This is a genomic window from Arsenicibacter sp. R0_47, from assembly GCF_057652235.1.
In genome coordinates, this window is the sequence record NZ_JBYFCJ010000016.1 from 151,333 (window position 1) to 163,016 (window position 11,684).

The following is an 11,684-nucleotide window of genomic DNA, read 5'->3' on the forward strand; positions in this document are numbered from 1 at the left end:
GCCGCGCGGTCGAATCGGCAGATGTATGAGGAGGTTGCTGACAAGGCTACCCACCTGACCTTACTTGATTTTTTCTGAAATCCCCGCCCAGGCGGTCTCTGCAATTGCAGCCAAAGTCAACGAGGCGAATGATTGTTCATAATTTAGGTTGTTTTTTGGGAATGCTGGCCCTCGCTGAAGGCCAGCATTTTTTGTTGTACATGCCCAAATAGAAGCAAGGGGAAAACGGCTAAATGGAAAAAATGCTCCCGCTTCGGCGGTCCGACTTTTCTACCCATTTCTTTTTTTATAATCAAAAGGGCTATAAAGGGTTGATTTTTAGTCTATTGAAGTTGAAGAAGGGGCTGAATTGTCGTAATTTTAGGAATAGCAATTCGCAAAAAACGCAACGTTTTTATGAACACAACCCTTCAATCCATTGTCGAAACGAAATCCGGGGTGGCCGCAAGCTCCTGGATTTGTATTGACCCCGATAGCTTGCAGTTCCGGCGGCACATCTGGGAGTTTAAGGAATTCGACCGGTTTAATTATCCGGGCCAGTTCAAGCGGTTTGTCAACGCCTATAAACGTAACCCCGAAGGGTTTACTAGTACCCCCCGCTACCGGGAAAATAGCCCCGTCTGGGAATCGGGCGAAATTGATCTGGCCAAACACCCGGCAGATGAAATAAAGGACGACCTGATCACTTATTTTGATGCTCGGGAGGTCGAACGGCTGATGGCTTCGACGGATACAGACGACGCGGGGCTTATCGCCGAATGTCTCTGGGAACAGTCCTGCGGAATGTATTAAAATTTAATCAACAGGGGTATAAAAGGCTGACCAACAGTGTAAAGCCCTTTACAGACCAATCAAAAGGCGGTATCTTTACTGTATCGTAAAGGCAGCGGGGCCGTTAATCCCGACCAAATCATGAGCGTAGTTGAAGCAACCGCCAAAACCATTCGGGAATTAATTGAAACACCTTTAGCGGAAACGCTGGCATTGGTCGAAAAGACACCCCCCCAGACCAAAAAGGAAACAAAGTACGTCAACATTGAAGACGTAAAACCGGCGGCTCTGATTGATTTTATGAAGGCCAACAGCATTCCGGACGATGCCTGGTTTGGCGGTAAACCCAACGGCTATGATGCGTTTGACCAGGTTTGTTTGTGCTATGTGGTGGAGGTCCCCACCACCGAGGCCGAACAGCTTAAACACAAACGGCGGGTATTTGGTGACAGGGCGTTTCCGTTGGTGTACAAAGCACTTACCCTGAATGGATACAAACGGGTCGGCTTCAATTCAGCTCTACTCGATCAGTACAAGGATACTACCGTTTATGATATGTATGTGACGGGTGATTTTTCTCGACTGACGATGTATTATTCCCTGCATTTTGCGCCTGATTCGGCGGTCTAATTTAACGCTGAAACTCAATGTGCCCCCCGATCCTGCCCAATGGCGAAGGACGGGTAGGGCAACAATAAGAATCAAGGGGAGGAAATAATCAAGAGGGTTATAAAAGGCAGGAGGGCTACCTACCGGCCTTTTACCGCCGCGTTTTGGTGGGTATCTTTAGGAAAGAAAACAAAGGCAGCGGGGCCGTTAATCCCGACCAAATCATGAACGCAGTCGAACCAGCACCGGTCTCCCATCAAAAATACAAAATCAAATTCGTTGTCATCGAAGAACATACATTGGCATTAGTCCGCGAAGAAACGCCCATGTCCGCAGAAATTTTACACGCTTCGGGTGTCCTGCGGGTACTACAGGGAAAAGCGAAAACCGGCTCCCCGTATAATCCTTACAGTGGGTCTATTTCGCTTTATGGCGTTGCAGTACGGATGGCCACCGATCAGGACTTTGTTGATTTTAATGTCAACAGCTATACCAATGACCAGTGGAATGAGTTCATCTTCGCCAAAAACCCAGATCCTGCCGTCATCGAGCCATACGACCGGGCCAACTGGTAACCCCCAATATGGCAATCAAGGCCAACCGTGATTTCTGGAATAAACTTCAGCGGATATGCGCCGAGCATGGCCCCCGCAACGGCAACCCCAACAGCCGTGCCCCTCATGCGGTCGAGAGCATGGAATCGTTTCTCGAAATGCTGAAAAAAGGTTGAAAAAAGAACAATCAACAGGGAGATAAAAGATTGATATACAGGTAGTTGCTGTTTCATGTGTAACGTTTTAGCCGTACCTTTATAGCATGAGAAAGGGACAGAAAAGCCCTTCAACGTAAAGCCAGCATCGGGGCGTAATCCGGCATCTATCATGTGTGTATCGACTAAACCCGCAAGCCGTAAAGAGAAAAATCAGGGTATGAACTGGATTAGTCAACACCGCCGATTGGCGATCTACATGCGGGACGGGTTAGCCTGCGCGTATTGCGGTACGAGTATAACCGATGGCGTTAAGTTAACCCTTGACCACTTAACCCCTTACAGTTTGGGAGGTAGTAACGAATCCGATAACCTTGTTACCTGTTGTTCCAAGTGCAACAGTTCACGCGGTAACCGCTCTGTTAAGCAATTTGCCGAGGGTATTGCCGGATACCTGGGCATTCAAAAAGAATGTATTCTTCGCCATATTAAAAACTGCATCCGCCGGAAAGTAGACACCAAAAAAGCGATGCAAATAATAGAGCGACAAGGCTCCTGCTTTAAAGCCCTTCAAAACCTGTAACCAATTCTTTTATGAACACACAGATTAAACCGAACGCTGGTTTTGGTAGCCGCATATTTGTATATATTAAAACGAGAACAATTGTATGTTTTTAAACACTACCTCTGAGGGTGCAAATGAGCTGGAGTTAATAGAAAAATTTCTGGCACCAGGTGATATTCTGTTCTATATTGATCAATGTAATTCACATAAGTGGACAGTAATTGACGTGTTTACAGGTGGCTTTACCGCAACGGATAACCTTGAAACGAAAGACTATTTATATTCTGAACTTCAACATGGGTGGTCTATGTCGCGGAAATCAAAAGAAACAAAGCCAATTATTTAGGTGGTTTTGTGATGTCCTGCACCCGCAAACGGCCCGGGCCCCAACGAGCTAACGCACCGATTCGGGTGCAGTCGAAGAGCAATAAACTTTTTTACTTTATGCTTACCGAAGATTTTTTAAAGCAGCTTAAGGATTGCACGGACGGAACCGAGTACCACCCTTTTAAAGGCTCCTATTACCGGGCTGGTAGTTTCGGGCTGAGCGTGTTCAAAATTGTGAGGGGACGAATGAACGACCTGAAAAAGAAATAAAACCAGATCTGTCATAGATCAGCCCCACGCTGGTCTATGCACGAAAGAAAAGAATCAAGGGGAGAACAATCGTTGAATCAACAGGACCATAAACGGTTGGTAATGAGCTTAGTTATCTTGATTGTCCTCTCAGAATGAAGTAAATTTATAAGAGAAAACCAAAAAAGGAAGGGAGCAGAAAATGCGTAAAACGTTAACCATTAATACTAACGTTGAGCTGGTTGCCATAATGACTAGAAATGTAGGTAATAGTCAGTGTGAGGTTGACTATTTTGCCTTAGTTGGTGAAGGGCCTCAAAGACGGTGCGTTTCCCCGCAAAGACTTACGACTGAGCAAAAGAAAATGAGCGTTCAGGATTACATTGATTTTGGGCGATGTGAGTTCTTTAAGCTCGTCAGACCACACCATATGTTAAAATTAAGAGCTATGTTTCCTAATAACTAATCCTATGGACTCGAAATAGACGTTTCCAGATATGAATTGTGGTCCAAATAAATATGGCATTGACGCTGATAATGCCATGTTAAACGTATCGGCACTGAACGTTGAAGAGGCTGAAGTACTGGCAAGATCACGGGGATATATTAACCCAAGAGTTGTTGATATTGCCTACTTCGCCGGGGGCTGGACGGGTGACCCTGTTCAGGTACTCTATTAAGCTGACCAAAAGTAGACATAACAACCGTCCCTACCGTCGGGGACCGACCATCTTCACAATCATGACAACCGTTAGCGAAGTAGCCGGCGAAACGATTCTTTTCGGGGTACTGGCGGAACATTTGGTCGAGTTATCCGTCTAATCATTCAAAAAAGGGGTTTGCCCCCGTCACAGGGACATGAAACGGAAGTATCAGTTTTACGATAAGGAAGAGGTAGAACCCCGGGAATGGGTGTTTGATCTGCCCGTTCCTTTTGAAGCCAATCTAAACGAAGAATTAAAGGATCAGTTTGGACCTTTTCTGGCGCTGGTCGATCATGTCAACCGCATAATCCGTATTCATTCGGCCTATGATTCGGGGAAGGGCACCCGAATTATTGATCCCGTCGAAAAGCCCCGAAAAGAGCGGCTCGACCGGATCATACGGCGGGGCCTGCAACAGCCGGGCGATACCTACGCCTTTCCGTTCGATGATCCGTTCGCCAACCATCCCCTTCGTTCACTCATCGCCCAGGAGCCAAAAAAACAGGTCGAGTACCCGCTGGTGCTTATCCGCCGGGCACGGGGGTTCCATATTTTCCGCGACGCTACGATAGGGGCCGATGGAACAGTATCAGGGTACACACAGGGCTTTCAACCCGTGGACTTTAAGCAGCCGGACTACGCCCGTCTGATTGATTTCTGTTTGAGGGTGCTGGGCAATAAACGGATACTGGCTCCCACGATCATGCAGTTTGCGAAATCTGCCGATCCGGTAGCTCAGAGCAATTAAACAAACCGACCATGTTCGGGTACACCAAAATAGGCTCCGGGCCTCTTTTTTGATTTCCCAAGGATCGAATCAAGGGGAGAGAACGGCGAATCAATAGGGTCGTAAAGGATTGATTCTTATCGCGTTGGTCTTTACAGACCCCCGCTAAAGCGGTATCTTTGTTGGACCAGCCCCCCAACTGTTCGGCCATGACAACAACCGATTCGACGGACCGCCTGCTCTTTTCGGCTTTTCTCTTAACAGATACCGCCCGGAACTTGATTCAAGCCCAATTTGGGGCTGTTCACGGCACGATCTTTTCGCACCACTGTACGGTAGCGTTCAGGCCCGCTGAGCCAATTCTGGACGGTCTGCGCCACACCATTCGGGCCGTTGGTCGGCTGATCACGGACAAGGTAGACTGTCTGATCATCGACCGGGCCACCTATTTTGGCCTCAACGAGTTTCCCCATATTACCCTGTCCTGCGCTGAGGGCGTTTCCCCCGTTCAGTCGAATTGGGAACTCGCAAGTAAAGCCCACCTTGTTCAGTGGTTTGATACCCCCGTTGAACTCGAAACCCGCACGGGTAATGTCTGGTCTCAGAAACCAATCCTAAATGAGTAGCCAATGGACTGTGGTGCGAAAAGATCGTGCCGGAGCGGCAAAAGCCAAATTTGATAAGATCAACGGCGATCTGTGGCAAGGAACCGTTAGTCTGTTTCAGGATGGCCAGTTGGCCGATAAAAAAAACGCTTACCGCATCAGGAGCCGCTGGTAATTGTTGCCCATGCGGCTTTTATCTTCAAGGCTCCTTCCGAAACTCATGCCAATTGCCCATTTTGCCGCCCGAAACCCTAAACGGCAACCCTAAGTCATATTGAAGCATGAGTAATCTTACCTTTCATCACCTTCGTCCGGGTAACTTTTTTCTGGGCAGACAACACGCCAGTGAACCCTATGCGCCTATTATGGTTCGTGAGAATCTATGCCATAGCGTATTCGTTAAACACTGCAACCAGCCGCTAAAAGAACCTTTCATGATCCCCCTTGGGGAGAACACCAGAACCAAACGTCCATTCTCGGATTACGTACAGCCCATGCCGCTCACCTATGATGCGCTGAGGGATTTGCGGCTCAGTACCAGCCAGCAGCAGGAATCCGTGGTCTGGCTCAAATTACCCGCCGAATGCGGAGAACGGGGCCGTAATCTGCTGGTCCGATATGATATTTCCCGCCAGCAGCCCCCAACGCTCTGTGTGGCATCCCCATCCGTCGAAACCCCCATCGACCTTACACCACTCGACGGCGTTCATCATCTGCAAAATCTGATTTTTGATCTGACGGGTGTCAGTCTGGAGTCGCTGACGATGCGATAGAAAAACCGAAAAAAGAATCAATCAATTGGGAGATAAAAGGCTGATATACAGTTAGTTAGTGTTTCATGTGAGACGTTCCAGCCGTATCTTTATACCATCGCAAAAGGCAATAGACCACGATGGAAACGATACTGATTGGCGGCACAGCATTACGGAATTTAGGCTCAAGCCGGTACACCGAAGATACCGATTATCTGATTTTCGATCCTTCCCAAAAGGAACTCTTTATTCATGACACAGCCGCCAATATTGACTATGTGAACGCCGGAGCCAAAGCCGGTAACCGGCAGGCGATCCAGTTCTTTGGGGAAATCTGGAAGATGGAAGCCAAAAACATTGGTAAGACAGCCAGCCCGCAGGCATTGCTCGAATTGAAAGCATACAGCCTTGTTCAGCACTGTTTAAACCGGAACTTTCAGAAGGCTGACGACGCAGAATATGACATGAAATTTCTGATTCGTAGCTTCAAGCTAAAAGGCGTTAAGACCGTTAAGAAATACCTTTCATCGGGTGAAATGCACGAAGTTCAGCGCATCATTGATGCCGTTCGCCAGAGCTAACGCCCCCGCAAGGAGTCCCCGGCGTTCCGGCTGGGGACTCAAAAAAAGAGAATTTGAATCAAGGGGAAGAAAGCCAATGGCATAATCAACAGGGGCATAAAAAGTGGATTAATTCAGGTAATTGCTTTCATATCAGGCACTTAAAGCGTATATTTGTTGAAGAAAGAAATGGGAGCCGCCCCCGTATTGGCGGCACATCGAATGAAAACGACGGAGAGCCAACCGGCAGAAAGCCGCCCCAGCGAAGCCAAACCCGCAGTTTATCAGGTATTCGACCTTTTTGGAAGTCCGGTTTATTTTACCGACCTCGACAAGACCCTAACCGACTGGGAAGCTAAACTTGATGCTTACCCCGTCTACGACCTCGAAGAGAACTTTGAGGAACGAAAGGGCAAAAACAACGAGTACAAGTTCCAACGGCAACAGTACCGGCATTTGCTCAATCAGCTTTACGCCATTAAAGGGCTGGACATTCGCATTCGGGGAGAAGTCCGGTTTACGTTCCCCTCCAATCCCGATCAGGTAATTCATGCCAGCGTTTTACAGCAACTGGACGACTCGACCCTTTTGTTACGGTACTGGACTCCCAGAGCCGAAAAACCCATGATCCAGCCAGTCAATATTCAGGAGGTTCGGATTCTTAACCTGATGTTTCATGTCAATCCTGAGCCAACCTGTACCCATCTGACGGGTGCCAAATCCCGCCACTGGCGAGCGATGGAGGCCCGAACCGTTATGCCCATGATGGCGAATTAAGGCCGGGTGTGACCAGGCCAACGCGCAGGCGTTGGCACTGGACGAATCAAGGGGAAGTAAAAGAGAAATAAATCGCAGACCCCCACCTTCCCTCCCTTTTTCCCAACCGGACAGGGGTTGCTCCCTGAAATCAACAGGGTCATAAAAGGCCTGACGACCCCATAACGAGTTTGGTTGGCGGCTGGATTATGCCGATCTTTAATAGACGATACAGGAACACTTAAAACCTTTTGAACAGCATCATGAAATTTACCGTTTCATCTTCGGTTCTGCTAAAGAGCCTCAACAGCATTAACGGGGTGGTTGCGACAAACCCCATCGTACCGATCTTAGAAAACTTCCTTTTCCGAATCAACGTAGATAAGGAATCCAATGCGACTCTGACGGCCACCGCGTCCGACCTGCAAACGACAATGACGACGGTAATTCAAGTCGATGCCACCGAGAGCGGAGCCATTGCGATTCCGGCGAAACTGCTCCTGGACACCCTAAGGGTGTTGCCCGAACAGCCGATCAATGTTGAGATTGACCTCGACGTATTTTCGGCCACGATCAATACCGACAATGGCCGCTTTAAGCTGGCCGGTGAGAACCCGATTGATTTTCCCAAGCTGCCCGTTGTCAACAAGACCCGTTCGGTCGAACTGTCGGCAGATGCGCTGTTAAGTGCCATTAACAGCACGGCATTTGCCACCAGTACGGATGATTTACGCCCTGCCATGACAGGGGTATTCGTGAACTTTGAACCCGACAAAGCCACCTTTGTCGGCACCGATGGACATCGCCTGATTCGCTACACCCGCACCGACATTCAAACTCCGGCTGGCGTGGAAGGTGCCGTGTCCCCAAAATCAGTCATTATCCCGCGTAAGGCTCTCCAACTGCTTAAAAATGCCCTCAATAGCGGTGAGCAGGTAACGGCTGGTTTGGGTCTGGGCAACGCTTCGTTTACGTTTGGGGTGACGACACTGGTATGCCGGTTGATTGACGAGCGGTTCCCCGACTATCAAAACGCAATCCCGACCCATAATCCCAATATTCTGACCATTGGCCGTTCTGATTTACTCAACACCTTGAAGCGTATTATGATCTATGCGAACCGAACGACCCACCAGATCAGAATTAGCATCAAAGGCAAAAAGCTGACAATTTCAGCCGAAGACCTCGACTATGCCAATGAAGCCAACGAATCGCTGTTATGCGATTATGAGGGAGAGGATTTAGACATTGGTTTCAATGCCAAGCTGATGATCGAAATGCTCAACAACCTGAGCGCCAAAATGGTGAACCTTGAAATGTCAGCCCCCAATCGGGCCGGTCTGATTATCCCGCTGGATAAAGACGAGAACGAAGATATTCTGATGCTGGCTATGCCAGTGATGCTCAATACCTACGCAACCGCGTAATTAGGGCTTTAAATCAAATCGGACCGCAAGGGCGGCCCCGCGCCGAAGCGGTTGAAGTGCCTAATGAACCGGCTCCGTTTGGGCCGGTTCATTTTTTTTGCCCCGCCAGTCCGACGGCTGATGGAGGGGAAGAAACAAGGGGAAATCAATGAAAAGATTCCGTTCCTGTCCGATTTCTTACGCAATCAAAAGGGGTATAAAAGTCTGACAGTTAGTGGTTTACTATTGATGAGGGGGGCGTTTTTGCCGATCTTTATAGGGTAAACGAAACACGAACCGGGTCCACTGTGACCCAATTCCCCCCCCCATTTTTTATGAAACTGTTCCTTTGCTTTCTATTCATGCTGATGTTTGTTGTACCCGTTCAGGCCGGTGTGGGCAACACCCCTCCCGCCAAACGAAAATCGGTTGGCGGAGCCACCAGCACGGCCACTGTCGCAGGGGCTACCACCGTTCGCCCCATTGGGGGAGCCGTCAGCCGACGGAAGCCCGTCGCTGGCAGTTTCCATAAACGATAGTGCCCCTTTCCCAATCCCAATTGTTCATCTAAAGCCGACCGGTTGCGTTAAACCGGAATCGCAATGGTTCAATCACCACCCCCGTTTCACGCGGTCGTGTGCTTCAAGGCTGATTCATCGGTGGGCTTAATGCCTTACTCTTACACGGTCGAAATACCCGATTTTCGGGACGTGTACGACGAAGATCAGCTTGCCGAAGCCAGAGAACTCCGCGAACTCACCCGGTCGCAGCTTATCACACTATACAGCCTGATGGATGGTGATTCGACCCCTACCGTGCGTTTTTCAGACGAAACCGAAATGGAGCCGCCCCTGCCCGAGTTTGACGAGGTTTACCCATTGGCCGAAGCGGAGGAACCAGCCCCATCCGGCGATGTGTCGCCCAGCGTCGAACCCGATGGGCCGTTAGCCGCCGTGCAGAGCGCCCTTGCAACCCTCACCGAGTCGATGGCGTTTCCGCTGAGTGAGTTGGATCAGGTCGAAATCGAGATCGTTTGCCGGATGCTGCAACGCCTGTTGAGTCGGCACGGCCTGCCCGTAGGCGATCCGGAACTGGAATCCATCTTTGTGGGAGGTCTGTTGATGGCTCCCCGAATAATGCTGACCCCCCGTGAACGGCTGGCCTTTGAAATGGAGCGCATGGAGCTGGTGCCCTACGAAATCCGGTTGAACGTATATACGGATACGGTAGTCCGGCGCATCCTTCGGCATCCCACCAGTTCAGAGCGGGATTTGCTGGGTGCAGCGACGAGCGTTGAGATGGTCTACCGAGAGGTAGAACCGTTCCTGAATCGCCCTCCGTAGTTGGCGTAAATCAGGGCTTTTTGAATAGAAACAAGTGGGTCAATAAAGGAAGGTGCCTGTTGAATAGCCATTGCAGGGTTCGGCGGATTGCTGTATCTTTGATATAACGAAATGCAAGTCAGGGCGTTATCTGGCAACCGACGAATGGTAAAGGCAATCATAGCCCCGATTCTGGGACCGGCAAAAATGGACAGTGCTGAATGCTGGTATCCAACGGAACAGGATTTGTTCACCGAACTGAACCAGTATCATGCAGGAGCCAAATGGATTATATCCGAAACCGGTATGGTCTTACCGTTTACTGCCGATAACGTCATTTTCCTGTGTCAGTCGGTGGAAAGTTTTCAGATTGGCCAGCACAGCAGCCGCCCCAAAGCCGGTACTACGGAACTGGAAGTAGTCATGGCGACGGTCGATATGTTACCGCCCACCCGTCAGACAACGATCTACATGAATGATCCGGACTATGTGGCCAGTGAAGAAGCCGAGTTACTAAACAACCAGTACCAGCAAGCCCAATAAAATCAACCTCTATACGACCATGAAACGACTATTCAACGCACTCATTTCAGCGACAGGCCGCTTTAACACATCTATCTTACCAAAAGGATTTGAGTACGACGACGACGGTACACACGGGTTTTATTACGTCGATGAATCCGTACAACAAAACATTCCGGAAGCCTTGCGGATGGATCGTTACGAGCAGGATAGCGATTGGGCTATTCCCGTCTTTTTTAATCGTCATCTGTTTACCCGTCAGATGCAGGAAATTGCCATTGCCACACTGGCAAACTACTATTGGAAAGCCTTTGAAGAACAGACCGGCTTTACCCTCTTACCCAGTGAATCACCCCTGAAAGTGCGCCACCTGGACCGCCATAGCCATATGGGTACAGAGTACGTCAATGGGGCGTTTAGCGACCGGTATTTTGATGTGCCAAACGGTCAGGTTTACGTTGAAACCAAAGTAGCCAGCCCAGCCAATAGCCAAGGTTATTCAATAGATGATCCCGCAGGAAAAGGCTATCTGATTCCGGCAGATATGTATAATTCACTGGTATTGCCAAACGAAGGCTATAAATGGATTGACGAGAAGTTTACCCCCTACGAGCGCAACAAAGCGTATGAAACGTGGAAGGGGTACAACGAAGCCACCGGACAGCCCCGCTACAAATAATCACCAAATCCTGACACCCAATGCGGTGTCAGGAAATGAAGAATCAAGGGGAGAAATATTAAAACAACAGGGTCATAAAAGGTTGGGCAACGAGAGCCGACGATGGCCTTTTCTATCAAAAATCGTTAATTTCAGATAGGTAAAAGGTAAAGTACTGTATGGCAACGATAAGGGAGAATATTATGGAAATAGCCGCTTCGCTCTGGATCAAACCAGCGACGCTGGAGGAGTTATGCCAACGCGATTTCCTCAGCGGCAAGGCTGAATATGGCGTATTTCGGCTGCTCAACATGGGCAGGGAAAAAGGCTGGATCTATCAGCGTAACGAAGTGTATTATACCTATTAGGACTTACGCAAAGGCTAAGGTTGGTTTAACTAATTGCTGGCGCATATAATCGTCCAATAACCCTTGTTTGAGTT

20 protein-coding genes are annotated in these 11,684 nt (G+C 49.0%); all 20 read left to right on the forward strand.

Annotation, left to right across the window (positions count from 1 at the left end; translation table 11 throughout):
* Positions 1-396 precede the first annotated feature (396 nt).
* Entirely contained in the window at positions 397-792 is a 396-nt protein-coding gene (locus tag AC23NW_RS23110; RefSeq protein ID WP_487452386.1) for a hypothetical protein, read from the forward strand.
* A 120-nt stretch (positions 793-912) separates the two neighbouring features.
* A complete protein-coding gene (locus AC23NW_RS23115; RefSeq protein ID WP_487452387.1) occupies positions 913-1,401 on the forward strand; it encodes a hypothetical protein in 489 nt (162 codons plus the stop codon).
* Between the two features lie 203 nt (positions 1,402-1,604).
* Positions 1,605-1,955 (forward strand): hypothetical protein, encoded by a 351-nt coding sequence (locus tag AC23NW_RS23120; protein ID WP_487452389.1) that lies wholly within the window; start codon positions 1,605-1,607, stop codon positions 1,953-1,955.
* An 8-nt stretch (positions 1,956-1,963) separates the two neighbouring features.
* Positions 1,964-2,110: a hypothetical protein gene (locus AC23NW_RS23125; protein ID WP_487452390.1), complete on the forward strand. Its 147-nt coding sequence runs from the start codon at positions 1,964-1,966 to the stop codon at positions 2,108-2,110.
* Between the two features lie 238 nt (positions 2,111-2,348).
* A complete protein-coding gene (locus AC23NW_RS23130; protein ID WP_487452419.1) occupies positions 2,349-2,672 on the forward strand; it encodes an HNH endonuclease in 324 nt (107 codons plus the stop codon).
* Between the two features lie 85 nt (positions 2,673-2,757).
* Positions 2,758-3,000, forward strand: coding sequence for a hypothetical protein (locus AC23NW_RS23135; protein WP_487452392.1), 243 nt, complete (start codon positions 2,758-2,760; stop codon positions 2,998-3,000).
* Positions 3,001-3,098: 98 nt separating this feature from the next.
* Positions 3,099-3,251 carry a hypothetical protein gene (locus AC23NW_RS23140; protein WP_487452394.1) on the forward strand — a complete coding sequence of 51 codons (153 nt, stop codon included), beginning with the start codon at positions 3,099-3,101 and terminating at the stop codon, positions 3,249-3,251.
* 476 nt (positions 3,252-3,727) lie between these two features.
* Complete coding sequence (locus AC23NW_RS23145) at positions 3,728-3,910, forward strand: hypothetical protein (protein WP_487452396.1); 183 nt, start codon at positions 3,728-3,730, stop codon at positions 3,908-3,910.
* A 178-nt stretch (positions 3,911-4,088) separates the two neighbouring features.
* The gene (locus AC23NW_RS23150) at positions 4,089-4,682 is read left to right on the forward strand and encodes a hypothetical protein (protein WP_487452398.1); all 594 of its coding nucleotides are present in this window, start codon (positions 4,089-4,091) and stop codon (positions 4,680-4,682) included.
* 188 nt (positions 4,683-4,870) lie between these two features.
* Positions 4,871-5,287: a hypothetical protein gene (locus tag AC23NW_RS23155; RefSeq protein ID WP_487452399.1), complete on the forward strand. Its 417-nt coding sequence runs from the start codon at positions 4,871-4,873 to the stop codon at positions 5,285-5,287.
* Positions 5,280-5,441: a hypothetical protein gene (locus tag AC23NW_RS23160; RefSeq protein ID WP_487452401.1), complete on the forward strand. Its 162-nt coding sequence runs from the start codon at positions 5,280-5,282 to the stop codon at positions 5,439-5,441. The genes AC23NW_RS23155 and AC23NW_RS23160 overlap by 8 nt, the downstream gene beginning before the upstream one ends.
* 106 nt (positions 5,442-5,547) lie before the next feature.
* Positions 5,548-6,039, forward strand: a complete 492-nt coding sequence (locus AC23NW_RS23165; protein ID WP_487452402.1) for a hypothetical protein — start codon at positions 5,548-5,550, stop codon at positions 6,037-6,039.
* 119 nt (positions 6,040-6,158) lie between these two features.
* A complete protein-coding gene (locus AC23NW_RS23170; protein ID WP_487452404.1) occupies positions 6,159-6,599 on the forward strand; it encodes a hypothetical protein in 441 nt (146 codons plus the stop codon).
* Positions 6,600-6,800: 201 nt separating this feature from the next.
* Positions 6,801-7,355 carry a hypothetical protein gene (locus AC23NW_RS23175; protein WP_487452406.1) on the forward strand — a complete coding sequence of 185 codons (555 nt, stop codon included), beginning with the start codon at positions 6,801-6,803 and terminating at the stop codon, positions 7,353-7,355.
* Positions 7,356-7,597: 242 nt separating this feature from the next.
* Positions 7,598-8,761 carry a DNA polymerase III subunit beta gene (gene dnaN / locus AC23NW_RS23180; protein WP_487452407.1) on the forward strand — a complete coding sequence of 388 codons (1,164 nt, stop codon included), beginning with the start codon at positions 7,598-7,600 and terminating at the stop codon, positions 8,759-8,761.
* Positions 8,762-9,075: 314 nt separating this feature from the next.
* On the forward strand, positions 9,076-9,279 hold the full coding sequence (locus AC23NW_RS23185) for a hypothetical protein (RefSeq protein WP_487452409.1): 204 nt from the start codon (positions 9,076-9,078) through the stop codon (positions 9,277-9,279).
* Between the two features lie 63 nt (positions 9,280-9,342).
* On the forward strand, positions 9,343-10,083 hold the full coding sequence (locus tag AC23NW_RS23190; protein ID WP_487452410.1) for a hypothetical protein: 741 nt from the start codon (positions 9,343-9,345) through the stop codon (positions 10,081-10,083).
* Positions 10,084-10,227: 144 nt separating this feature from the next.
* Positions 10,228-10,605, forward strand: a complete 378-nt coding sequence (locus AC23NW_RS23195; RefSeq protein WP_487452412.1) for a hypothetical protein — start codon at positions 10,228-10,230, stop codon at positions 10,603-10,605.
* A 19-nt stretch (positions 10,606-10,624) separates the two neighbouring features.
* Positions 10,625-11,263 (forward strand): DUF7007 domain-containing protein, encoded by a 639-nt coding sequence (locus tag AC23NW_RS23200; RefSeq protein WP_487452413.1) that lies wholly within the window; start codon positions 10,625-10,627, stop codon positions 11,261-11,263.
* A gap of 158 nt (positions 11,264-11,421) precedes the next feature.
* Positions 11,422-11,610: a hypothetical protein gene (locus AC23NW_RS23205; protein WP_487452415.1), complete on the forward strand. Its 189-nt coding sequence runs from the start codon at positions 11,422-11,424 to the stop codon at positions 11,608-11,610.
* The last annotated feature ends 74 nt before the right edge of the window (positions 11,611-11,684 follow it).

Excerpts from the sequence above, each read along its gene's own strand:
- AC23NW_RS23155 (WP_487452399.1), top strand. The coding sequence starts at position 4,871 with ATGACAACAACCGATTCGACGGACCGCCTGCTCTTTTCGGCTTTTCTC.
- AC23NW_RS23205 (WP_487452415.1), top strand. The coding sequence starts at position 11,422 with ATGGCAACGATAAGGGAGAATATTATGGAAATAGCCGCTTCGCTCTGG.
- AC23NW_RS23150 (WP_487452398.1), top strand. The coding sequence starts at position 4,089 with ATGAAACGGAAGTATCAGTTTTACGATAAGGAAGAGGTAGAACCCCGG.
- AC23NW_RS23185 (WP_487452409.1), top strand. The coding sequence starts at position 9,076 with ATGAAACTGTTCCTTTGCTTTCTATTCATGCTGATGTTTGTTGTACCC.
- AC23NW_RS23190 (WP_487452410.1), top strand. The coding sequence starts at position 9,343 with ATGGTTCAATCACCACCCCCGTTTCACGCGGTCGTGTGCTTCAAGGCT.
- AC23NW_RS23175 (WP_487452406.1), top strand. The coding sequence starts at position 6,801 with ATGAAAACGACGGAGAGCCAACCGGCAGAAAGCCGCCCCAGCGAAGCC.
- AC23NW_RS23115 (WP_487452387.1), top strand. The coding sequence starts at position 913 with ATGAGCGTAGTTGAAGCAACCGCCAAAACCATTCGGGAATTAATTGAA.
- AC23NW_RS23125 (WP_487452390.1), top strand. The coding sequence starts at position 1,964 with ATGGCAATCAAGGCCAACCGTGATTTCTGGAATAAACTTCAGCGGATA.
- AC23NW_RS23145 (WP_487452396.1), top strand. The coding sequence starts at position 3,728 with ATGAATTGTGGTCCAAATAAATATGGCATTGACGCTGATAATGCCATG.
- dnaN (WP_487452407.1), top strand. The coding sequence starts at position 7,598 with ATGAAATTTACCGTTTCATCTTCGGTTCTGCTAAAGAGCCTCAACAGC.
- AC23NW_RS23130 (WP_487452419.1), top strand. The coding sequence starts at position 2,349 with ATGCGGGACGGGTTAGCCTGCGCGTATTGCGGTACGAGTATAACCGAT.
- AC23NW_RS23160 (WP_487452401.1), top strand. The coding sequence starts at position 5,280 with ATGAGTAGCCAATGGACTGTGGTGCGAAAAGATCGTGCCGGAGCGGCA.
- AC23NW_RS23195 (WP_487452412.1), top strand. The coding sequence starts at position 10,228 with ATGGTAAAGGCAATCATAGCCCCGATTCTGGGACCGGCAAAAATGGAC.
- AC23NW_RS23170 (WP_487452404.1), top strand. The coding sequence starts at position 6,159 with ATGGAAACGATACTGATTGGCGGCACAGCATTACGGAATTTAGGCTCA.
- AC23NW_RS23140 (WP_487452394.1), top strand. The coding sequence starts at position 3,099 with ATGCTTACCGAAGATTTTTTAAAGCAGCTTAAGGATTGCACGGACGGA.
- AC23NW_RS23110 (WP_487452386.1), top strand. The coding sequence starts at position 397 with ATGAACACAACCCTTCAATCCATTGTCGAAACGAAATCCGGGGTGGCC.
- AC23NW_RS23200 (WP_487452413.1), top strand. The coding sequence starts at position 10,625 with ATGAAACGACTATTCAACGCACTCATTTCAGCGACAGGCCGCTTTAAC.
- AC23NW_RS23165 (WP_487452402.1), top strand. The coding sequence starts at position 5,548 with ATGAGTAATCTTACCTTTCATCACCTTCGTCCGGGTAACTTTTTTCTG.
- AC23NW_RS23120 (WP_487452389.1), top strand. The coding sequence starts at position 1,605 with ATGAACGCAGTCGAACCAGCACCGGTCTCCCATCAAAAATACAAAATC.
- AC23NW_RS23135 (WP_487452392.1), top strand. The coding sequence starts at position 2,758 with ATGTTTTTAAACACTACCTCTGAGGGTGCAAATGAGCTGGAGTTAATA.